At 45.7% G+C, this 22,159-nt stretch carries 20 protein-coding genes; 9 read left to right on the forward strand and 11 right to left on the reverse strand.

Annotated features, from left to right (window positions below):
* Positions 1 to 399: 399 nt before the first annotated feature.
* The gene (locus AS034_RS14345; RefSeq protein ID WP_058299015.1) at positions 400 to 3,546 is read right to left on the reverse strand and encodes an efflux RND transporter permease subunit; all 3,147 of its coding nucleotides are present in this window, start codon (positions 3,544 to 3,546) and stop codon (positions 400 to 402) included.
* Between the two features lie 159 nt (positions 3,547 to 3,705).
* Between AS034_RS14345 and AS034_RS14350 the strand changes: the two genes are divergently transcribed.
* Positions 3,706 to 4,557 (forward strand): TetR/AcrR family transcriptional regulator, encoded by an 852-nt coding sequence (locus AS034_RS14350; RefSeq protein WP_058299016.1) that lies wholly within the window; start codon positions 3,706 to 3,708, stop codon positions 4,555 to 4,557.
* Positions 4,558 to 4,914: 357 nt separating this feature from the next.
* On the opposite strand, the gene AS034_RS14355 is transcribed toward AS034_RS14350, so the two are convergent.
* Positions 4,915 to 5,340, reverse strand: coding sequence for a DUF1284 domain-containing protein (locus tag AS034_RS14355; protein WP_058299017.1), 426 nt, complete (start codon positions 5,338 to 5,340; stop codon positions 4,915 to 4,917).
* A 134-nt stretch (positions 5,341 to 5,474) separates the two neighbouring features.
* Between AS034_RS14355 and AS034_RS14360 the strand changes: the two genes are divergently transcribed.
* The 3 genes from AS034_RS14360 to AS034_RS14370 all read left to right on the forward strand — a co-directional run bounded on the left by AS034_RS14360 (position 5,475) and on the right by AS034_RS14370 (position 6,995).
* A complete protein-coding gene (locus AS034_RS14360; RefSeq protein ID WP_032085573.1) occupies positions 5,475 to 5,801 on the forward strand; it encodes a hypothetical protein in 327 nt (108 codons plus the stop codon).
* 106 nt (positions 5,802 to 5,907) lie between these two features.
* A complete protein-coding gene (locus AS034_RS14365) occupies positions 5,908 to 6,099 on the forward strand; it encodes a hypothetical protein (protein ID WP_058299018.1) in 192 nt (63 codons plus the stop codon).
* A 59-nt stretch (positions 6,100 to 6,158) separates the two neighbouring features.
* Entirely contained in the window at positions 6,159 to 6,995 is an 837-nt protein-coding gene (locus tag AS034_RS14370) for an undecaprenyl-diphosphate phosphatase (protein ID WP_058299019.1), read from the forward strand.
* Positions 6,996 to 7,042: 47 nt separating this feature from the next.
* Here AS034_RS14370 and putP read toward each other — a convergent pair whose 3' ends face one another.
* The 8 genes from putP to AS034_RS14405 all read right to left on the reverse strand — a co-directional run bounded on the left by putP (position 7,043) and on the right by AS034_RS14405 (position 14,677).
* The gene (gene putP / locus AS034_RS14375) at positions 7,043 to 8,512 is read right to left on the reverse strand and encodes a sodium/proline symporter PutP (RefSeq protein ID WP_058299020.1); all 1,470 of its coding nucleotides are present in this window, start codon (positions 8,510 to 8,512) and stop codon (positions 7,043 to 7,045) included.
* A 383-nt stretch (positions 8,513 to 8,895) separates the two neighbouring features.
* Positions 8,896 to 9,459, reverse strand: coding sequence for an NAD(P)H oxidoreductase (locus AS034_RS14380; protein ID WP_058299021.1), 564 nt, complete (start codon positions 9,457 to 9,459; stop codon positions 8,896 to 8,898).
* A 134-nt stretch (positions 9,460 to 9,593) separates the two neighbouring features.
* Positions 9,594 to 9,794 (reverse strand): hypothetical protein, encoded by a 201-nt coding sequence (locus AS034_RS14385; RefSeq protein WP_032085832.1) that lies wholly within the window; start codon positions 9,792 to 9,794, stop codon positions 9,594 to 9,596.
* A gap of 16 nt (positions 9,795 to 9,810) precedes the next feature.
* Entirely contained in the window at positions 9,811 to 9,951 is a 141-nt protein-coding gene (locus AS034_RS23010; protein WP_169792815.1) for a hypothetical protein, read from the reverse strand.
* A gap of 12 nt (positions 9,952 to 9,963) precedes the next feature.
* Positions 9,964 to 10,176, reverse strand: a complete 213-nt coding sequence (locus tag AS034_RS14390) for a hypothetical protein (protein WP_032085568.1) — start codon at positions 10,174 to 10,176, stop codon at positions 9,964 to 9,966.
* A gap of 278 nt (positions 10,177 to 10,454) precedes the next feature.
* Entirely contained in the window at positions 10,455 to 11,174 is a 720-nt protein-coding gene (locus tag AS034_RS14395) for a YebC/PmpR family DNA-binding transcriptional regulator (RefSeq protein WP_032085567.1), read from the reverse strand.
* Positions 11,175 to 11,667: 493 nt separating this feature from the next.
* Positions 11,668 to 13,185 (reverse strand): gluconokinase, encoded by a 1,518-nt coding sequence (gntK, locus tag AS034_RS14400; protein WP_058299152.1) that lies wholly within the window; start codon positions 13,183 to 13,185, stop codon positions 11,668 to 11,670.
* Positions 13,186 to 13,333: 148 nt separating this feature from the next.
* The gene (locus AS034_RS14405) at positions 13,334 to 14,677 is read right to left on the reverse strand and encodes a GntP family permease (RefSeq protein WP_032085566.1); all 1,344 of its coding nucleotides are present in this window, start codon (positions 14,675 to 14,677) and stop codon (positions 13,334 to 13,336) included.
* A gap of 276 nt (positions 14,678 to 14,953) precedes the next feature.
* On the opposite strand from AS034_RS14405, the gene AS034_RS14410 reads away from it, so the two are divergent.
* The 4 genes from AS034_RS14410 (at position 14,954) to AS034_RS23015 (ending at position 18,434) form a co-directional block, all read left to right on the forward strand.
* Positions 14,954 to 15,808, forward strand: a complete 855-nt coding sequence (locus tag AS034_RS14410; RefSeq protein ID WP_058299022.1) for a MurR/RpiR family transcriptional regulator — start codon at positions 14,954 to 14,956, stop codon at positions 15,806 to 15,808.
* A gap of 134 nt (positions 15,809 to 15,942) precedes the next feature.
* Positions 15,943 to 17,220: a kynureninase gene (gene kynU, locus AS034_RS14415; RefSeq protein WP_058299023.1), complete on the forward strand. Its 1,278-nt coding sequence runs from the start codon at positions 15,943 to 15,945 to the stop codon at positions 17,218 to 17,220.
* Between the two features lie 10 nt (positions 17,221 to 17,230).
* Complete coding sequence (gene kynB / locus AS034_RS14420; RefSeq protein WP_058299024.1) at positions 17,231 to 17,860, forward strand: arylformamidase; 630 nt, start codon at positions 17,231 to 17,233, stop codon at positions 17,858 to 17,860.
* Positions 17,861 to 18,290: 430 nt separating this feature from the next.
* Positions 18,291 to 18,434: a hypothetical protein gene (locus tag AS034_RS23015; RefSeq protein WP_169792816.1), complete on the forward strand. Its 144-nt coding sequence runs from the start codon at positions 18,291 to 18,293 to the stop codon at positions 18,432 to 18,434.
* A gap of 227 nt (positions 18,435 to 18,661) precedes the next feature.
* Here AS034_RS23015 and AS034_RS14425 read toward each other — a convergent pair whose 3' ends face one another.
* Positions 18,662 to 20,914 (reverse strand): UvrD-helicase domain-containing protein, encoded by a 2,253-nt coding sequence (locus tag AS034_RS14425; RefSeq protein ID WP_244888164.1) that lies wholly within the window; start codon positions 20,912 to 20,914, stop codon positions 18,662 to 18,664.
* A gap of 487 nt (positions 20,915 to 21,401) precedes the next feature.
* Here AS034_RS14425 and AS034_RS14430 point away from each other — a divergent pair, with 487 nt between their 5' ends.
* Complete coding sequence (locus AS034_RS14430) at positions 21,402 to 21,635, forward strand: hypothetical protein (protein WP_058299025.1); 234 nt, start codon at positions 21,402 to 21,404, stop codon at positions 21,633 to 21,635.
* Positions 21,636 to 22,159 lie beyond the last annotated feature (524 nt).

Raw genomic sequence — 22,159 nt, forward strand, 5'->3', positions numbered from 1 at the left:
GCCTGACTCAACTTCGTAGCCTCAACCTCGTGAGTTCGGATTTGAACGCTCGGCTTAGAAGCAGCTGCGCGGCGGCTCGCTGGGAGTCTGGTGAAATTTGTCGATTTTTGAAGAATCGTCGGTATCACGGAAAAATTGTCGATAAAAATGAATTTTGGTCGATAAACCCTCACTTTCTCGATAACCACTCAAAAAACGCTGATAACTCACATTTCGCCATCCGTGGTGCCTGGCACAATCACCCATTATTGTGCCAGGCACACCCCCCACTCATATAATTGGAGCAATTCCTCCCTCACATTCGTCCAAATTCACCCTCCACACATAAAAATCCATCCCCTCCCCCATAAAAAAACAGCCCCCGCACCAAGCGGGAGCTGTCCATCTTACCTTTATATCTTATACTTCTTCTGTCACGTTCTTTTTACGGGACAATTTCCGTTTCAATTTCATTAAAATCTCATACACGATCGGTACGACGATAAGCGTCAGCAGCGTCGAGCTTGTCAGTCCGCCGATAACCGTCACACCGAGGCCTTTCGAGATAAGTCCGCCGCCTTCAAGACCAAGAGCGAGCGGGAACAATGCCCCTATTGTTGCGATCGCCGTCATCAGGATCGGACGCAGACGGGTCGCGCCTGCTTCAAGGAGGGCTTCGCGTGTTGATAACCCTTCTTTTTCCTTATGAATGACCCGGTCGATCAACACAATGGCATTTGTTACGACGATACCGATCAGCATCAGTGCTCCGATCATGGAAGAAATACTAATGGTTTCCCCGGAGATCAGCAGTGCGACAAGGGCACCTGTGACCGCGAATGGAAGCGAGAACAGGATGGCAAATGGCGCAAGGCCGCCGCCGAATGTAATGACCAGGATCAGATAGACAATCGCGATCGCCGCTAGCATCGCAAGACCCAGTTGCGTGAATGATTCCTGGATATCCTCTGTCACTCCGCCCATGTTTACTTCAACACCCGATGGAAGGTCAAGATCTTTAATTCCTTTCTGGATGGCAGCAGAAGCTTTGGAAACATCGCTTGAGCTCAGTTCTCCGCTGACTTTCGCGTACACCTTGCCGTCACGTCTTGAGACAGTATCGGATGTTTCTCCTTCTTCGACCTTCACGACCTCTTCGATCGGCACTTCCATACCCAGCGGAGATTGAATCGTTTTGCCGGTCAGATCTTCAATGTTTTCATATTCTTCTTTTTCAACATCAAGATAGACATTTACGTCTTCCCCGTCTTTCTCGATTGTTGTCAGGACAGGCCGTTCGCGGGTCTGGCCAAGTTCCATGGCAATCTGGCCCGCAGTCAGGCCATACTGGCTCAGTTTTTCCTGATCTGCAACAAGCGAGTATTCTTCATAAGACTCGGAGATGCTTGAATCCACTTTTTTAACATCCTTGATGTCTTTCATCTTATCCTGGACATCATTTACAACAGGTTCGATTTCTTCGAGCGTGTCACCGTACACAAATACGACGATTTCATTGCTGCCTGCACTCGCGGAGAAATCCTGCTGTGCCCACTCGCCTTTATCTGTCTGTTTCTGAAGGTCCTGGATGACTTTTTCTTTTTCATCTGCAAAATTTTCTGTGTCGTCATTGTATTCCACAAAGAAGATGGCATCGCTTGTGCTGCCGGGATTCATCGGGTTTTCCCCTCCGACTGAATACTGGATCGTTTCTGCACCTTTACGATCCTGCAGATATTCTTCCGCTTTACCTGCGATTTCCATTACATCTTCTTTCGTCTGACCAGGATCCGGCTTATACGTAGCCATCATCATTTTTTCTTCATCGGAAGGGATGAAGCTGACTCCGATGAGGGGAACGAGGAACAAGCTTCCCACAAGCATCGCCACTGCAAGGAGTGATGTGATGATTTTGTGATTCAGCGTCCAATTCAGTACTCCTTTGTACCAGTTCGCCAGGCGGCTGGGCTTCTCTTTATGCTTCTTGCCTGCACCTTTTTTGAACATGGAATGCGCAAGCATCGGCACGATGGTCACGGCAACGAGAAGTGATGCCAGCAGGGCAAACACAATCGTCAATGCAAATGGAAGGAAGAGCTCCCCTACCATGCCGGAAACCAGTGCAAGCGGAAGGAATACCGCGATCGTAACGATCGTTGAAGACATGATCGGCACGAACATTTCTTTCGTTGCTTCACGGATCAATTCTTTCCCTTTCAGCATTTCACCTTTCAGGGACATTCTTCGGTAGATGTTCTCCACTACGACAATGGAGTCATCGATGACGCGTCCGATGGCTACCGTCATCGCACCAAGCGTCATGATATTCAGCGTGATGTCCATTTGATTCAACACTAAAATCGCAATTAAAAGCGATAAAGGAATCGAGATGACCGAAATGATCGTCGATTTTATGTCACGCAGGAACAGAAGGATGATGATGACCGCGAATACTGCCCCGAACAATGCTTTATTCAGCATCGTACTGACGGACTGTTCAATCGGTTCACCCTGGTCAAAGGTAGAGATGATCTCGATATTATCGATATCTCCCTCGAATTTCTTCACTTCGTCCTTAACCGCATTTACAACATCGACGGTATTGGCATCAGCCGCCTTTACGATTTGTACGCCGATGGATTCTTTCCCGTTCGTTCTTGAAACCGATTCGGCTTTACCGGTCACCTCGATGTTGGCGATCTCTCCCAGTTCAACCGTAGGGATCTTCACATCGGCAGGCATGTTCTGCTGCGGAGCCGCCTGCTGAGTTGGTGCCTGTTGGTCCTGTGTACCCTGGGACGGTGCCATGCCCTCTCCGCCGGACGGCGTCACAGGAATTTTGATTTCTTTTAAATCTTCCAAAGTGGAGATATTCCCGTCAACGAGAACCGACTTCTGGGTATCACCAAACGTATAAAGACCGAGCGGCGCCGTTACATCGGAGCCCTTGATCATATTTTTGACCGTTTCTTCATCAAGGCCGTATTTCGTCAGTTTTTCCTGGTCAAATACCAGATTGGCTTCTTGGATTTCCTGTCCGGAAACCTGAACAGAAGCTACACCGTCAAGACCTTCAAGTCCCGGAATAATGGTCTCTTCAACTGTAGAAGTCAACTGGGCAAGTGACTGATCCTCGTTTGCGACACTCAACGCGATGACCGGAAAAGCGTTCATACTGATTCTTGTCACATCAGGATCCTGGACGCCTTCAGGAAATGAAACTTCGGATAAAGCTTCTTCTACTTCTGTCTTTGCTTCATCCATATCTTTTGAAAATTTGTATTCAATTTGGACGGAAGATGCGTTTTGAAAAGATGAGGAACTCACCACATTCACACCGTCCAGGTTTTCCAGACGTTTTTCAATCGGTTCAGAGACTTTATCTGCCACATCTTCAGGCGCTGCGCCCGGGTAGACAGTCGTCACACTGACAACCGGTACATTGATATTTGGAAGTGTTTCAAGCTTCATATTAAACCCTGAATATAAGCCTGCCACGATGACGATGATGGTCATCAGCCAAACAGCAAACTTATTCTTAAGCACAAAATTGATTATACTGTTCACTCTTTATTCATCCCTTCTCTTTCTGACTGACTAGTCATAACATAGACTAATATAACTGACCGTACAGTCAATAGTCAATACTTGTTAGAAAATAAAGGTTTATTTTTACTGACCAATCGGTCATAATGTAAATAAGGAGTTTACCGGGGAGAGAAAAGCATGAAGGAAAAAGAAAAGTTAATCATCGAAACATCCATAAAGTTATTTGCCAGCAAGGGATTCAATGCCACCTCAGTCCAGGAAATCGTCAATGAATGTGACATTTCCAAAGGGGCCTTTTACTTATATTTTAAATCGAAGGAAGCCCTCCTGCTGGCCATCATGAAATATTATTTCGAAATGATCAGAGATCAGGTGGATCTTATCGAGCACGAAGACCTGGCGCCATACGAAAAATTCCGCAAGCAGCTCGAGTTCCAGCTCGTGGAAGTCTGGAAACATAAAGAATTCATCATCATGCAGATCAGGGAAAACGCGATGCCGTTCAACGAAGACATCCACGCCCTGCTTCACCAAATGAAGGTACACACGTATGAATTTTATAAACGCAGGCTGACCGCCATTTACGGAAAAGAAATCGAACCATATTTCTGGGACCTGTCACTGATTATCCAGGGAATCCTCAAATCGTACCTTGAAGTCGTGATGCTCGATAAGGTCGAAATGGATTTCCGCTACTTGTCAGAATTTATAATGAAACGTGTGGATGACCTGGTTCACGGCCTCCTCGGAAGCAGAGAAGAACCTGTCCTGTCCACCGAGAAACTGGCTCCCCTGCTGCAGTCGGCAGAAGCCGGGCCGGTAAATGAAGATATGCTGGTCAACATGATCGATGAACATCTTGAAAGTGTTGAAGACGAAACAGGATTGGTCTCGCTTGAAGTGATTAAAGAAGAAATATTAAAAGAAGAAACACGGACGGTTGTGATCAAGGGAATGATCGTTAACATAGAAGGTGACCCTTCGCTGCGCGGATTGGTGGAGAAAATCAGGGAGTATTACGAACTTTAAGAGCTTCAGGCATGGGCCGGGTAGGGATACCCGGTTTTTTGATGGTTTGGGCCCTGAGGTTGGATTGGAAACCGCCATATTAGAATCATTATTATAAGAGCATAAAATCTTGATTTAGAGCATATATTTTCAGATTGGAGCATAAAATCCGGGTTAGGAGCATAAATTTCCAGTTTGGAGCATAAAATTTGAATTAGGAGCATAAACCCCTGGATGGGAGCATATCTTCCTTCCTGCTAATAAAAACAACCATTATCCAGGTATATCCCTCAATACATTAACCGGACTTGACTAAATCCCAGCTGAATCCATCTAAAAAACCTGCCAAATTCATCACCAATCCAACTCACTTACCCTCTAACCCCCATACTTCTCTTTCAACTCCCTGATCCCTTCCTTGCAGACCCCATATTCAAGCCAGGAACATCCTTCACATAAGTAATCGAGATCATCCGGGTTCACCTTTTCAACTGTCAGCTGGACAAGGTCTGATTTCATATAGGTCTCCCCGGCTGTTAATCCTAAATGGCTGATTACTTTCCCATCCATCGACAGGACGTGCCCGTTTGAGTCCTCACTCTTCTCGCATGCTGTCCGGCCCCTGTGCGGACAGGCCTGGCAGGCATCATCGAATCCCTGCAGCACCTGCACCTGAAAATCCGAATATTCATCACGGATATCATCAGTGATATCTGACATGACTTTAACAAATCCCTCACTGTACCCCATCCCCCTGAATCCGTGGGTACATAGGAGATGGTGGCCCCTCAGCTTCCTATTCATCCATGCAGCGCCTCCTTTCATATTTTAATAGAGTTCCTTATTCTAATACTAAAAGAAATCCCCATCATTTTCTAGACACTCCGGTAAAAGCAGTTATAATAGATTTAGTCTTGTTTGAGAAGGAGGTTTTGAAGGTGAAGAAGTTTGCTCTATTATTTCTGTTAAGCACTATCGTGTTTTTCTTTCCTATGCAGAATACAGACCGCTATGTATTGATTACAGACGATGAGCAGAGCATAACCGACAACTCCTATATTACAGGAGTCGATGTCATACTTTCATCGGTGTCATCTTTGCCGCAGCTTCCTGACATTTTGCTGCCCAAAAAGCCTTCTTTACATTTCAAACAAGCCATCCTCACTTCACTTTCCAATGTGAACTTATTTGCCATGGTCATTTCGCCTGATTCCGGCGGATTCCTCCATATGGTCATGCACTGTTCGAATTACCTCTCTATCTAAATCTCATACTCAAATGAATAGATGATTTATTTTCAACTTCAGTCATTTCTGAGGTTTGTTTGTATTGCCTTAGAAAATTAAATTCCGAGGATAGGAGAGAATTTAATTGAGAGAGAACAATTATAGTAAAGAGTCGATTATTTGTATCATCACCTGCCTTGCAGGTCTGGCGGCTTTCTTAGCGGCAATTTATTTTTCTTCCATCTTAATGGGAGAAAGCCTGGATTCCATTTTCCCCGATATTCCTGCGTCGCAGTTGATGAACTGGGATAAGATTGCAAAGATATTCGGCCTCTGACCGCCGCGGGTACAGAGTTTTATCGCCCCACATTATTTTTTACAGAATGGAGAACAACAATGGATCTATACACATTAATTAAAGCAGTCATCTTAGGACTGGTCGAAGGTCTGACTGAATTTGCGCCAATCTCATCGACAGGACATATGATCATTGTGGATGACCTGTGGCTGCAGTCAAAGGAATTTCTGGGTAAGTACCCGGCGAATACATTCAAGGTAGTCATCCAGCTCGGCTCGATATTGGCCGTGATCGTCATCTTCCGGGAACGGTTCATGGATATGCTGGACTTCAAGTCCCGGAGAACAGCGGTTAAATCTTCAGGCGATAAACTAAAATTGTCACACATTATTGTCGGCCTGCTTCCGGCAGGTGTGTTAGGTGTCTTATTCGAAGACGTAATCGATGAATATTTATTTTCAATAGAGACAGTCCTGATCGGTTTATTCGTCGGCGCGGTATTCATGATCATTGCCGATATGATCAGTTCGAAATACAACTCTGTGAAGGTTGAATCGGTGGACATGATCACTCACAAGCAGGCGTTGATCGTCGGACTCATCCAATGTCTCGCACTTTGGCCGGGCTTTTCACGGTCGGGTTCTACGATATCGGGCGGGGTCCTGCTTGGCATGAATCACAGGACGGCAGCAGATTTCACCTTCATCATGGCCGTTCCGATCATGCTCGGGGCAAGCGTGCTGTCTCTCGCAAAGAACTGGCAGTACTTTACGATCGATGCCTTTCCTTTCATGGCTGCAGGGTTCATCTCTGCGTTTATTTTCGCGCTTGTTTCGATTAAATTCTTTTTAAAGCTGATCAACAAAGTGAAATTGATTCCGTTTGCGCTCTACCGCATTTTGCTGGTATTGGTCATTTATGTACTTTATTTCTAAAACAGAAAGGCCCGATACCGGAGTATCGGGCCTTTCTTTTATACTGATTAATCTCTTAAACGAGCTTTCACTGTATCGAATTCTTCCTGTACTTCTTTTGAAGGGCCATTGCCGACAAAACTGAAGATCATGATTGCAATCGATGCAAAGATGAATCCCGGAAGTAATTCATAGACGTCGAACAGTCCGCCGCTCAGCTGTTTCCAGATGATGACGGTTGCTGCACCTGTCAGCATACCTGCAAGCGCACCATTACGCGTCATGCGTTTCCAGAACAAGCTGAAGATGACAACCGGTCCGAATGCGGCACCGAATCCTGCCCATGCATAACTTACAAGCTCCAATACTTTACTGTCACGGTCATATCCAAGGAAGATGGCGATGATCGCGATGACCACAACTGAAATACGGCCGACGAGAACTTCTTCTTTCTGACTTGCATCTTTTCGGAAGATTGCAGAATAGAAATCCTGAGCCAGTGCACTTGAAGAAACAAGCAGCTGTGAATCCACTGTGCTCATGATCGCAGAAAGGATTGCCGCCAGTAAGAATCCTGCTACCCAAGGGTTGAACAGAACTTGGGAGAACATGATGAATACTGTTTCTGAGTTCTCAAGCGGTGAATCTGCAAAGTAAGCGATACCTGAGAATCCGACGAAGATTGCTCCGAATAGGGAAACAATCATCCACACCATACCGATCAGGCGTGCTTTTGGAATTTCCCTTGTTGATTTAATCCCCATAAAACGGACGATGATATGAGGCTGTCCAAAGTATCCAAGACCCCATGCCAATAGTGAAACGACACCTACAAATGTAGCGCCGGTGTAGATATTAAGATAAGACGTATCGATGGCTCCGACAGCACTTACTGTTTCACTCCAGCCGCCGAGCTCATTGATTGCAACAATCGGGATGATGATCAATGCAAGGAACATCAGGATCCCCTGGATAAAGTCCGTCCAGCTCGCTGCGAGGAATCCGCCGAAGAATGTGTAAGACAAGATGACTGCAGCACCTACCCATAATGCCAAACGGTAATCCATATTAAATGATTGTTCTAATAAGATTGCTCCACCTACTAAGCTTGATGAAGTGTAAAAGGTGAAGAAAATGAGAATGATTATTGCAGAAAACACTCGAAGTATTTTGCTTTTATCGTGGAAACGATTTTCAAAGAAATCAGGAACGGTGATTGAATCGTTCGCTACTTCCGTATAAACCCTGAATGGTTTCGCAACGAATTGCCAGTTCAAGTATGCACCCACAGCCAGCCCGATTGCCAGCCAGATGGAACCCATACCGCTTGCGTATACCGCACCCGGCAGTCCAAGCATCAACCATCCACTCATGTCCGAGGATCCCGCACTCAGCGCTGCAACTCCCGCGCCCAGTCGTCTTCCTCCCAATACATAATCAGATAAATTACTTGTCAATTTAGCGGCCAAATAACCGATGATTAACATACCTACTAAATAAATGATAATCGACGTTAACGTTTCTATATTGATATCCATAGTCTGTTATCTACTCCTTTGTTTTTTCTGTAAAGAATGTAATGATCGATAAAAGAATCAATAGCGGCATTGGTATGGTCAGCCATAACCACGTTGCCATAGTCAATTGTTCTCCCACGCAGCAACAACCTCCTTATACATATTTTTGTATTTTTTATACACAATAAATCTCTTCTGCAATAACCTTCTCCGATGTAGACACAGGAATTATCATAACATAACACAGAAAAAATAAAAGTCCGGTATTCAAAAAACGAGGATGTTAATGAATAAATATACATTAAATATCCATTTTAAACACAAATATAAAGTATTACTCGATATTTATTCATCAAAAATTATTTAAATTTATTTTAAAGAGACCATGACATTTTTCCTGTTTTTTAGAAAGAAAGACCGATTTGATAGGCTTCTTCCATAGTTTTTTCATAATCGAATTTTTTATCCTCATCACTCGTGTCGAAAAAGAATTTTGTTTCTGAACTCATTATGCCCATTTTTTTTGAAATACCATGAATAAGTTGGTGTTTTAAAGCGTTATCATGTCCGCTTGAAGTAAATTCCTGCTCGGTGTCGCCGGCAAGTCCCAGCCAGAGCACTTTGTCCGCACGGAATTTAGAAGGAGAAGGGTAGAAGAATACTCTATCTATATACCCTTTTAATATGGCCGGTAAACCTCCCCACCATATCGGAAAGATAAAGACGTAAGCATCATAACGTTTTAGCCTTTTCCTTTCACTTTCCACCACATGTGTCGCCCGCGTTTTAACGGGGTTCCCCCATCCGGGCTCATCTTTTTCCTTTAGCACTGGATCGAATTCTTCCCTGTAGAGATCCAATACTGTCGCTTTGTGCCCCTTTTCCTGCAAACCTTCCTGAAAATGCTTGGCAATCGAGAACGTCAATGAATTTGTTCTGGGATGTGAAATAATGATCAATACTTTCAAAATATCACCTCTTAGTTATCAATTGTAACAATAAGGAGGGCTTTTGAAAAAAATTGTTCGTTCGACCCTCTGACTGAATCGGCCCGAAACAGACAAATATAAAAGACCTGATCCCTATAAGACCAGGTCTTACATCAGTAAACGTCATCATCGAAAAATCGTTTGATCTTTTCGATCTCTTCATTGCTCGTTTCTGATGAGATGTACGGATTGTCTTCGGTGACCGGCGTATCAAGATTGGTTTTGATTTCAAAAAAGGGGCCTTGTGAAGGCTCCGCAATCAGCCGATCATCAAGCTGCTTGAAGTCAGGCAGTTCTTTTTTTCCTTTATCCATTTCCCCTGCCTCCATTTTAATGAGCTTCCTTCTCTTTTTTATAGGCAATAAGCACAATATCTTCATCGGTTTGGCTGCGCAATTCGCTTTCAATATGCTGTAATTTGTCCAGCGTTTCATCTGAAAGCTTTGCCACCGGATAATGTTCTGTGTTCATTACGACTCCTCCTTATCCATTTTCATTTTGCTGGCCGATTTCTTTCCCGGCAAAATAAATATTCCCTTCCTCGATCGCCCTCAGTTCATCAACTGATTCCCCGTGGAATGCTTCCTTAAATTCCACAGAAGTATAGCGCCCATCCTTCTCCGGCATGAAGCTTTGATATTCCGGATTGATGGGTGTGTCAAAGTTCAGTTCGGTTTCTTTTTTATCTCTTTCCACCTGTACCACCTCCATGTTTTAGTATGAGTTGTGCGGATTCAAAACATGCAGGGTTGTTTTTCGTCTAGCTCTTTTCGCATACTTTGTTGCTTTTGAACTTGGGTATTTACTGATGTCCGTCCACCTGTAGTTTAAACTTGAATTCGAAAAGAGCACGTCCACGAGCAATATTCAGACTGCCAGCCAATTTACGAAAAGCAACAAACTTTTAAAAAACAGCATCGTCTAAAAAAGCAAAAGAAAAAGCGTATCCCATTAAGGAATACGCTACAGGTTATTTACTCTCCCAAATCCACATTATGATAGACCTGCTGGACATCTTCCAGGTCTTCAATGGCATCGATCATTTTTTCGAATTGTGCCTGAGCATCTTCAGGAAGCTCCACATCATTTTGGGCAAGCATCGTCAATTCAGCAACCGTGAACTCGTCCACGCCTGCACCTTTGAACGCTTCCTGCACGGCATGGAACTGATCCGGCTCGGCATAAACGATGACTGCTTCATCTTCTTCAAGAATATCGCGTGCATCTACATCTGCTTCCATCAAAATCTCAAGGACTTCCTCTTCAGATTTCCCTTCAACTCCAATGACTGCAGTTGCATCAAACATATACGCAACCGAGCCGCTCACACCCATGTTACCGCCGTTTTTACCGAACGCTGCCCGTACTTCCGAAGCTGTGCGGTTCACATTGTTTGTAAGTGCATCAACGATGACCATTGATCCATTCGGGCCGAAGCCTTCATAGCGCAGCTCATCATAATTCTCCTCGGAACCGCCCTTAGCCTTTTCAATGGCACGGTCGATGATATGTTTAGGAACGTTGTACGTTTTCGCACGCTCCAGCACGAATTTCAAATTCTGATTCAGGTCTGGATCAGGCTCGCCGGATTTCGCCGCTACATAGATTTCACGTCCGAACTTCGCATAAATACGGCTTGTATTTGCGTCCTTTGACGCTTTCTTTTCTTTAATATTATTCCACTTACGTCCCATTCTGTTTCACTCTCTTTCAGTCTATAAAATTAATCGATAATGAATGTTTGTTTGTCCATTTCATTATACATGAAAAGGGCGAAAGTTGGCTAATGTGTTGGAGTGAGGCTAAAATACGCAGTTGATTTCCGTGCAATGCTTCGCTTTCCGTCGGCGGTTGGTGAGCCTTAAGGTTGCTCTTTTTTGTGCAAAATCGTCTTTGGTGAGTAAAGAAAATGGATATTTGTGCAAATAAAATCCTCATTCGACTTTATGAGAATTTTGAACGGCGGAAATTTGGTGGTCGGGACGGGGTTATGATCCATTTTGGCGATTTATGTTCCATTTTAGAAATTTATGATCCATTCTGAAAAAATACGTTCCATTCTGGGAATTTATGATCCATTTCAGGAAAATATGATCTTTTAAGAATCATTCTAAATAAGTGGTCTGCTAAAAAGTAAATTGACATCTATATTATTCCTATTAAAAACTTCAAAAGAAAAAGCCGGCTCTACAGCCGGCTTTGTTCCTGGTATGCACTGATTTCTTCGTATTCGCTTTCCAAAAGACGCGGCAGGCGGATGAAGATCGGCATCAGTCTGCGGTAGGCTTCGGTTGCTTTTTCGTCAGGCTGATGGGAGTGGACGGAGCCGACCATCGATTTGACTTCTTCAAGCGAGTCCAGCGTTCCCTGCCCGTACATGCCGAGGACGACCGCTCCAAGACAGGAGCTTTCAAAGCTTTCCGGCACTTCGACTTCCTGGTCGAAAATATCCGCGAGCATCTGGCGCCACAGCTCTGAGCGTGCGAATCCTCCCGTTGCCTGTACGCGGGTTGGGGAACCGATCAGTTCCTCAAGGGCGAGCAGCACGCTGTACAGATTCATGACGATCCCTTCAAGCACCGCACGGATCATATGCTCTTTTTTGTGATGCATCCCGAGCCCGAAGAATGATCCGCGGGCTTTTGCGTTCCATAATGGCGCCCTTTCCCCTGCCATATACGGGTGGAAGAGGAGCCCTTCAGATCCCGGTTCGACTTTTTCTGCGATGTCCGTGAGTACTTCATAAGGATCTTTCCCTATCCGCTTGGCGACTTCCACTTCGGCTGAGGCGAGTTCGTCACGCACCCATCTAAAAATCATTCCGCCGTTATTCACCGGCCCTCCGATGACCCAGTGCTTGTCCGTCAATGCGTAGCAGAAGATCCGTCCTTTGGGATCGGTCACAGGCCGGTCGGTGACGGCCCGTATGGCTCCGCTCGTACCTATGGTCACTGCCACGACACCCGGTTCGATGGCGTTCACCCCGAGATTCGACAGGACGCCGTCGCTTGCGCCGACTACAAAAGGTGTGTCCGCCGGCAGCCCGAGCATTTCTGTATATTCCTCTTTCAAGCCTGTCAGACTTTCGGTTGTAGGAACAGGTTTTGATAATTGAACGCCCGTTACACCTGCTGTGTTTAATGCTTCTTCATCCCAGGCGAGATTTTCCAGGTTGAACATCCCAGTGGCAGACGCAATGGAATAATCGACTACATATTCACCGAAGAAACGGTGGAAGACAAATTCTTTTATAGATATAAATTTCGCTGCTTTTGAAAATAAATCATTATGCTCCGCATTGAGCCAGGCCAGTTTCACAAGGGGCGACATTGGATGGATCGGTGTGCCCGTCCTGCGGTAAATGTCCATCCCATTGTATTCCTTCTTGATTTTCTCAGCCCATCCGGCGCTGCGGTTATCTGCCCACGTAATCGATCCCGTGAGCGGCTGGCCGTTCTCATCGACAAGGATCAAGCTATGCATCGCTGAACTGAACGAAACAAACGAAATCTCTTCCTCCGCTTGCACCGTCACTTCCCTGATTGCTTTTATGACCGCCTGGAAAATTTCTTCAGGGTCCTGTTCAGCCGTTCCCGGTGCAGGTGTATGCAATGGATATTCCACTCCATGACGGCAGAGTGCTTCTCCTTTTTCATTAAAAAGTACCGCTTTCGTACTTGTTGTTCCGATATCTACGCCAATCATCTGTGCCATGTTCATTCCTCCTGTAACCATTGCTGTGACAAGTATAAGACGGGGTTTGTTAAAAGTCACCCGTTATGATAGAAAACAGAGAAAAGGAAGAAGCCCCGGGAGCCCTTCCTTTTCTTTCTTTGACTTTAGTATGAAACCTTTAAGAGATAAAAATACCCAGGATGAACGCAACCGCGAATCCGACGAAACCAATGAGGGTTTCCATCACGGTCCATGATTTCAACGTGTCTTTAACGTCCAGCCCGAAGTAACGGTTGACCAGCCAGAACCCGCTGTCATTGACATGCGAGAATACTGTCGCGCCGGATGCGATGGCGATTACCATCAATCCCAGTACAGGACCTTCCAAGCCCAGTGTTGAAATCAGCGGGCTCATCAGACCTGCCGCGGTAACCATCGACACGGTCGCAGAACCTTGTGCAACACGCACGACCATCGCAATCAGGAAGGCCAGGGCGATTGGAGGAAGACTCGATCCCGCCATCATTTCACCAAGGACCTCACCAACTCCTGAGTCGATCAAGACTTGCTTGAAGACTCCTCCGGCACCTGTTACAAGGATGATGATCCCTGCAGGTTCAAGTGCTTTTGTTGCAATTTCCTGCACTTCATCCCTTGTGTAGCCGCGCTTCGTCCCAAGAAGGATGAATGTAAGGATCGTCGCGATAGTGAGCGCAACGAACGGATGACCAAGGAATGTCAAGATCGAACGCAGTGTATTCCCTTCATCCAGCAATACTCCTGACAGCGTATTCAAAAGAATCAATACGAGTGGAATCGAAATCAATGATGCAATCAGACCGAAGCTTGGAAGCTCCTTATCATATTCCATTTCTTCTACCTGCATATAATCAGGCACAACTGCATGAATTTTTTTCGAGATGAATTTTGCAAAAAGCGGTCCAGCAATAATCATGGACGGAATCCCTGCAATCACCCCGAAAAGAATGACCCAGCCAAGATCTGCACCGAGCAAGTCGGCAACCGCAATCGGTCCAGGTGTCGGCGGAATGAAACTGTGTGTTACGGCAAGACCCGCAAGCAGCGGAATACCATAGTACAATAATGATTTTCCTGTTTTTCTTGCCAGTCCGTATACGATCGGCACAAGGATGATGAAACCGACATCGAAGAATACGGGAATCGCTACAAGGAACCCTGTAATTCCTAGTGACCACTGTGCTTTATCTTCCCCGAATTTGTTGATCAATGTCTGGGCAAGACGTTCTGCCCCTCCTGAAACTTCAAGCATGCGCCCAAACATCGCACCTAAACCAACGACGACAGCGACGAATCCGAGTGTCCCTCCCATTCCGTTCTGGATCGAGGTGACAACATCACCAAGAGGCATACCCGCTGCAATCCCGACGATTAAACTTACCAGAAGCAGCGAAACAAAAGCATGAAGCTTCGTTTTAATAACTAAAAATAATAGAAGAAAAATTCCTGCTAACGCAACCAATATCAGCATTTGATCTGACATCTTGAACCCCTGCCCTTCTTTTTTTGAATATACTTATTTCTTATTCCAACCAATACATTTAAGCGTTTACAAAACACATTATGTAAGTGAGCCTCTCAACCTGTTTATCTAGGAAAATATTTTCTTGAGAAGCGCGCGAGTCGGAAAAATTATTTTTTCTTGATATCTCTATTATAAAAAATATTTTTCGAATTGCAACCGTTTACAAAAAATATTTTTCTTTTTCTTTTATTCTAGTATAATAAAATCATGAAAACCCTTACAGGAGTGTTGCCCATGATGAAAGAACATCAGCATTGTCTGGCAAGCATCCGCTCACATTACCCGCAATTCAGTGAGACGGAAAAAAAGATTGCCGATTATATATTGGAAAATCCCACCCAGATCATTCATTCCACCATCAACAGCCTGGCTGAAGATCTTGGTGTAGCTGATTCAACTGTCTTCCGATTCTGCAAACGAATCGGTTTCAAAGGCTACCAGGCTATGAAAATAGCACTCGCCTCCGAAATCGTGACAGGGCTGAAAGACATCCATGAACGGGTCGATGAGGGCGACACCCCTCAAACAATCGCCTCAAAAGTATTCCGTTCAAACATCAAAACGATCGAAGACACCCTGATGGTCGTCGATGAAAGCAGGCTTCAGGAAGCAGTCGATGCGTTAACCGGAGCTGAATCTATCGAGTTTTTCGGAAGCGGAGGCTCGGGCGTGGTTGCACTGGATGCCTATCACAAGCTGATCCGGACAGGACTTCGCGTTCGGGCAACTTCGGACAGCCACATCCAGCTGATGACCGCTTCACAGATGACTGATACAGATTGTGCCGTTTTCATCTCTCACAGCGGTTCGACGAAGGATATCCTTCAAACATTGGAAGTTGTAAAGGAAACGGGAGCGAAGACCATTTGCATCACAAACTTCGCAAAATCCCCGTTGAGCCAAGGGGTCGACATTCCCTTATATACCGTATCAGAAGAAACGGATTACCGATCAGAAGCCCTTTCATCGCGGATCGCGCAGCTTACGCTGATTGATACCCTGTACGTGAACATCATGATGAAGCGTGAAGCCACCGGACAGGATGCGTTGAAGAAGATGCGGAAGGCAATATCTTTGAAGAGGATTTAAACTATAGGTGCGCGGGCCATTTTTGGTCCGCGCTGTTTTTTTGTTTTGGAAGGTGCTTTTGAAATGTTTTACTATTCAGACCATTTGGATTATCATTCTATGTAAAGAAGAAACTAATAAAAGGCGGGATCAAGATGTCACAGAAGCATACACTCGAACATGCAAAGGAACTTGATAAGAGCGACTCTCTCGCTCGTTTTAAAGACGAATTTTACATAAAAGAAGACCATTACTATATGGACGGCAACTCTCTCGGCCTATTATCGAAACGTGCGGAGAAAGCGCTTAATACTTCACTCCAGGATTGGAAGGATCACGGCATCGACGGCTGGATGAACGGCGAAGAGCCCTGGTACTATTATTCTGAAAAACTAGGTGCTAAAACAGCTCCCTTAGCCGGGGCCAAACCGGAAGAAGTCATCGTGACGGGATCGATCACGACAAACCTTCATCAACTGATTGCGACATTCTATGAGCCTGAGGGAACCAGGACAAAGATCTTGGCCGATGAATTGACGTTCCCTTCAGACATTTACGCAATCCAAAGCCAGCTGGAGTTAAAAGGGTACAGCCATGAGGAGCATCTCGTGCAGGTGAAAAGCCGGGACGGATATACTCTGAAGGAAGAGGATATCATCGAGGCCATGACAGACGATATCGCCCTGATTCTCCTTCCTTCCGTCTTATACCGGAGCGGTCAGCTCCTGGACATGAAACGGTTGACGGCGGAAGCCCATAAGCGCGGGATCATCATCGGCTTCGACCTGGCCCATTCAATCGGCGCCCTTCCCCATCAGCTTCATGAAGACGGTGTGGATTTTGCGGTATGGTGCAATTATAAATACCTGAACAGCGGACCAGGCGGAGTCGGCGGATTATATGTCCACGAACGCCACTTTGGGAAGAAACCTGGTCTCGCAGGCTGGTTCGGTTCAAAAAAAGACAAACAGTTCGATATGGAGCATGTGCTCACCCCAGCGGAATCCGCCGGGGCATTCCAGATCGGGACGCCGCATATTTTGAGCAGTGCGCCTTTACTGGGATCCCTTGAACTTTTTGAGGAAGCGGGAATCGGGGAACTTCGAAAAAAATCCCTCTCCCTGACAAGATTCTTGATGGACCTTGTGAATCAAGAACTTAATGGATACGGGTTCAAAATCTGCAACCCGATTGAAGATGAAAGGCGCGGCGGTCATATCAGCCTTCAGCACGACGAAGCCGCCAGGATTTGCAAGGCCTTGAAAGTCAATAAAGTGACGCCTGACTTTCGGGCGCCCAATAATATCCGCCTTGCTCCCGTGGCCCTGTATTCGTCTTATGAAGACGTTTGGAACACCGTCCAGATTTTGAAGAAAATCATGGAGAACGAAGAGTATAAACAATTTGAAAACGTCCGTGACGTTGTAGCCTGAGGAGGTCATTATGAAAATCATCGATATTACACAGCCATTGCACAATGATATACCAGTATGGCCGGGCGATACCCCTTTTTCCTTTTCTCTCAATTGGGCAATGGAAGATACGGGCTCGGTCAATGTGGGACAGCTCAACATGAGCGCCCATACCGGAACCCACGTGGATGCCCCGTTTCATTTCAGAAATGACGGCAGGCGAATATTGGATCTGCCGCTGGACCGCTATATCGGACCTGCCGTCGTCGTTTCGGCTGAAAACGCTGAGAGCCTCGGCCCCGAACACCTTTCAGGCATAGACTTAAGCGGGGTTGAAAAAGTACTTTTCAAAACAGGTGCGTGGAAAGATCTTAATGCTTTCCCTGAGTCCATCCCCCCGATCCAGCCGGAACTGGCACCGTTGCTAAAAGAGAAAGGCATCCACCTGATCGGGGTGGATCTCCCTTCGGTGGATGAACTGGACAGCAAGGAGATGGAAGCCCACCATGCACTGACCGAGAATGATATATTGATCCTGGAAGGCATCGTGTTGAACGATGTAGAACCCGGTTATTATGACCTGTATGCCATGCCGCTCGCCCTCAGGGACGGTGACGGTTCACCGGTCCGTGCGGTATTGATTGACCGGGAAGGAAAATAATTTTGTTTGTTGGAAGCAGCTTTATGGCTGCTTCTTTTTTGTAGGGGGGGTTTGGATTGAGGACTGGGCCGGGAACAATCGAGTGGTTTTGTGCCTGGTACAATTTGGCCTTTCTGTGCCTGGCACCTTCGATTTTAGGGGTGGTGCCTGGCTGGGGTGCCTGGCTCAATTCTATTGTTATGAGCCAGGCTCGTGACCGCGGATTTGAGCCAGGCTCAACTTCTCCCCTGTACCAGGTACAATCCGCCCCAAATGTGCCTGGTACACCCCCACCTCCCGCACTCAGCTCCCATTCCCTGAAAAAACCTCTGCCTCACTTAATTCCCCGCCAACAGATATAAATTCCTCACAATGTTCATAGACTTAACGTATAAAGGTTTAAAATCCTGGAAAGTTTGTCATAACTGATAAGGCGGAAGGAGGAAGATGAATGGGTATATTGACGACAGTGGGATTCATTGTGTTCCTTGGTATGATTTTAGGCGTCCTCATCTATTTCTTAAGACAAGCCCTGGACTCGAATGATTCAAAGCGGATTGACCAGCACAAGGATCATGACCATTTTTCACAATAACAGCGGCGTTTTCATTGGAAGAGAGTTATCCTTCCGGTGGAAACGTTTTTTCGTATCCGGCATTGCCTCCTTGATGTCCCCGGCTCATTTATTTTCAAGTTACAGACTTTTGTTTTCAACTTTAATACTTTTATCTTCAAGTTGGATGGGTTTATTTTCAACTTCCGCAAACTTATTTTCAATTCACAAAAAAGCCCCTCCATCCAAGGCAGGGGCTCATCTTATCTTTAGCTGTATACTTCTTTCTCCCCAAGCTCCATCGGGCTCGAGCACATCGGGCATTTCTTTTTATCCGCAGCCGTTTCACCAGCTTCCCGCCTTTGCCAGGCGATGCAGTTCCCTTTCGTACAGAGCCAGGCTTTGACGCGGTGCAGCCTGCCTGTCCGTTTCTCACGGGAGCCGCCGCTTTTCACCTCGTCCTTGTGGGGTGCTTTGCTGAAGATATCACTGATGAAGCGCGAACACTTCCTTGTCTCCCCCTGATAATAGGCAGGGGATGAGATATAGAGCTTCTCTTTGGCACGGGTGATCGCCACATAGGCGAGCCTTCTTTCTTCTTCGAGCGCCCCTTTCTCTTTATGGGCAGATTCTTTATAGATCTTGTCTTCCAGTTTCCCGGCATTCAAAGCGGAGCTGTGCGGAAGATTGCCTTCGATCGCTCCGATCAGAAAGACAACCGGGAACTCGAGACCTTTCGAACGGTGAATCGTCATAAGGGACACGCTGTCTGTGTCGCGGTTCTTATTCTGATTCACGTCTTCGTACTTTGCTTTCATTTCATCTATGAAGGTGATGAAGCTCGATATCGTTTCAAATCTCTTTGCCGAGCCTTCGAGTTCCGACAGCATTTCTTTGATCAGTTCCTTCTGCTCCGTCACGACATGTGATTCCTGGGCATCAAGGTATTGATGGTAGAATTCTTTGCGGATTTTCTTGATGGCCGTCTCGGGCGAATCCTCCTGAAGGGATTTAATGAATTTCATCCTAGATTTTATATTTTTCACCTGAAAAGGCTTCAGCCCGTTCATGGTGGTCAGGTGGATGAGCGGATATTTTTTTCTTGCCTTGCTGTCTTCCTGTAAAATATGGGCCATCCCCTGTTCCCTTCTGATGAACATGGTCGGGAGGATGTTTCCGATCGCGTCAAAGTTTCGCGGCACGATACATAATCTCAAGTAATCGACGACAGGTTTGACCGTCCAGTTTTCATAAAATAGAGAGTCTTTCTGATTGTATGGCTGGAAAGGGATTTCCTTCATCAACAGCTGCTCAAAGACCGCACGTCCGCTGCTCATTGTCCTGTGCAGGATGGTGATGTCTCGATAAGAATAGCCCCCTTCTACCAGTCTTTCAATCTCTTCTGTCACCCAGACCGCTTCTTCATCGGCAGTCGCCGGCCTTGCGTAAAGAGGCTTCTCTTTTTCTTCTTTCGTGGCTATCAATCTCTTATTCCGCCTGTGGACATTACGGTCGATGACCTCATTCCCCAGCCCGATGATACAGGCATCGGAACGGTAGTTTTCTTTCAAGGTGACGATCCTGGCTTCGGGGAACTCCTCATCAAAGTCGAGTATGAACTCGTTCCGTGCCCCGTTGAAGGAATAGATCGTCTGGTCGTCATCACCTACCACGAACAGGTTTCCATGGGCCGCGATCATCTTGATCAATTCATATTGTATGAGGTTTGTATCCTGGAACTCATCGACCATGACATACTGAAAACGGTGCTGCAGACTTTGCAGGAGATTCGGGTTCATGTCGAGCAGATCGTATGCTTCGGTCAGGATATCATCGAAATCCATCTTGTGATTCCTTCGCTTCCATTCTTCGTAACGAATCAGGATGTCCCGGATTTCCTTGTCTGACTTTGAAGAGTGCGGCATTTCTTTTATGTTTATTTTATTTAATTTATAGTGCGAAAGCTTCGCAAGCAGTGTTTCGGCATCATATGGGTCGTAGATATTCATTTCACGCTGGAGCTGCTTCAGGATGATTTGCTTGTAGCGGTCATTCCCAATAATCTCCTGGGTATAATGCCTCGAACGCAGCAAGTAGAGGAACAGTGCATGAAAGGTGCTGGCCTGGATACTGCGTCCCCTTCCTTCTATGCCCGGAAGCGAGTTGATGCGCTGCTTCATTTCCTCGGCTGCTTTTTTCGTGAACGTGACGAGGAGGATGTTCTGCGGCATGATGTCCTTCACATTCATCAGATATCCTGCGCGGCATACAAGGACCGTCGTCTTCCCTGTCCCGGCACCCGCAAGTGTCAGGCACGGACCGCTCCCGTGACGCACCGCTGCTATCTGCGCTTCATTCAAAAGAATGCCCGCCTCTTCTATTTTCCTGAAAAAGAATGCATCCCCCTCTTCTGAAGCAACCAATTCCCTTGACGTTTGTCCTTTATGTAATGAGGCTGAGGGGATGTCCGTCTTCTCTGCCTCAAATGGATAAATCGAGTAGTTCGCTTGTACTTTATTCAACGCACATTCTCCTTGCTCTATAGCAAAAGTTCATTTCCGAAATAGGTAACCTTTTTATCATAACAAGCGCCGCCGGCATCCCGCAATCGATTCTCGTGAAAATCAATTTCTGCCAATTCTCTTAAACAACTGTTTAAATCCTCTACATGCCGTTATCATTAGGTTTCCGGAAGTTAATCAAACGTTTGTTTAAATTTTTCGATCAAAACGTTGATTTCATGGGATTGGAGTTAAACAACTGTTTAAATCGTTTAAGCCTGCTGCTGCAAAGTTTGCGTATGTTAATCAAACGTTTGTTTAAATCGGGTTTTATATACCACTGCCCGATTTCCGTGGAAGACTTCGCTTTCCGCGGGCGGACAGCGTCCCTCCTTTCTTGTGCCTGCAGCGAAAAGGGACGGGCTTAAATTCAAAAACTGGCTCCACAACTCTCCTTCCCAGGATTAAACCAAGCCAAAAAAAGGTAAGTAACAAATAGGTGATGAACGTGAAAATAACAAAATGGGGTTTTACCCGGCACAATTCGATAAAGGCAGAGTTTGATCTGTTCCCTCATTCTTTGGTGATACTCAGGAAAATCAGATCGTTTTATTTTGTCAATAAGGTGCACTGGTCCTCCCGTGATCCGGTGGTTGAAACACATCACCTGGAAGAAATGGAGCTGCTCGTCAATAGGGAAATGGGGTTTGAACACTATTACCTTTCGCGCAGGCAAGTGTAGTTTCAAAAAATGAGATAGAATGCGATAAAGAAAGATAAATGCCTATTACGATTTGAAATTCGTCTGAAATCGGAAAATATGGACTTTTCTGAACATTTAAATAACCGGTGGGATTTGCTACTATATATTTAACAAAAGATTTACACAATCTTTAAGGAAGGCGTGATTCCAATGACGCAGTGAAAGCAAAGCATGTCAACATCACATCTTGCAACTGAAATCGGCCCGTGAAAACTGATTTCAAGATGTGTGGATATGCGGGGACGCGCAAATCTTATTTCAGGAGATGATTCCAATGAAGAGTGTAAGCGAAGCATGCTAGGATCATGTTGCATATAGAAGATAGCCCGTGAAAACTATCTTCGCACCATGTGGGCATGTGGGGATGCAGCGAAAGAAAAAAATAAACTAAATAACATGCAACACCATTAATTTAAATTAATTGAATGTTTGGTATGTGTATTAGTAAGAAAGGATAGAACGTGTAATTGAAAAAGATTTACTTACATTAAGGCGCTGTTTAT

This window comes from [Bacillus] enclensis (genome assembly GCF_001456935.1).
GTDB lineage: Bacteria > Bacillota > Bacilli > Bacillales > Bacillaceae_B > Rossellomorea > Rossellomorea enclensis.

What these genes read in the sequence shown, in the direction of transcription:
- AS034_RS14350 (WP_058299016.1), top strand. Translation starts at nt 3,706, where the DNA reads ATGAAGGAAAAAGAAAAGTTAATCATCGAAACATCCATAAAGTTATTT.
- AS034_RS14355 (WP_058299017.1), bottom strand. Translation starts at nt 5,340, where the DNA reads ATGAATAGGAAGCTGAGGGGCCACCATCTCCTATGTACCCACGGATTC.
- AS034_RS14370 (WP_058299019.1), top strand. Translation starts at nt 6,159, where the DNA reads ATGGATCTATACACATTAATTAAAGCAGTCATCTTAGGACTGGTCGAA.
- putP (WP_058299020.1), bottom strand. Translation starts at nt 8,512, where the DNA reads ATGGATATCAATATAGAAACGTTAACGTCGATTATCATTTATTTAGTA.
- AS034_RS14385 (WP_032085832.1), bottom strand. Translation starts at nt 9,794, where the DNA reads ATGGATAAAGGAAAAAAAGAACTGCCTGACTTCAAGCAGCTTGATGAT.
- AS034_RS23010 (WP_169792815.1), bottom strand. Translation starts at nt 9,951, where the DNA reads ATGAACACAGAACATTATCCGGTGGCAAAGCTTTCAGATGAAACGCTG.
- AS034_RS14395 (WP_032085567.1), bottom strand. Translation starts at nt 11,174, where the DNA reads ATGGGACGTAAGTGGAATAATATTAAAGAAAAGAAAGCGTCAAAGGAC.
- gntK (WP_058299152.1), bottom strand. Translation starts at nt 13,185, where the DNA reads ATGATTGGCGTAGATATCGGAACAACAAGTACGAAAGCGGTACTTTTT.
- AS034_RS14405 (WP_032085566.1), bottom strand. Translation starts at nt 14,677, where the DNA reads ATGTCAGATCAAATGCTGATATTGGTTGCGTTAGCAGGAATTTTTCTT.
- AS034_RS14410 (WP_058299022.1), top strand. Translation starts at nt 14,954, where the DNA reads ATGATGAAAGAACATCAGCATTGTCTGGCAAGCATCCGCTCACATTAC.
- kynU (WP_058299023.1), top strand. Translation starts at nt 15,943, where the DNA reads ATGTCACAGAAGCATACACTCGAACATGCAAAGGAACTTGATAAGAGC.
- kynB (WP_058299024.1), top strand. Translation starts at nt 17,231, where the DNA reads ATGAAAATCATCGATATTACACAGCCATTGCACAATGATATACCAGTA.
- AS034_RS23015 (WP_169792816.1), top strand. Translation starts at nt 18,291, where the DNA reads ATGGGTATATTGACGACAGTGGGATTCATTGTGTTCCTTGGTATGATT.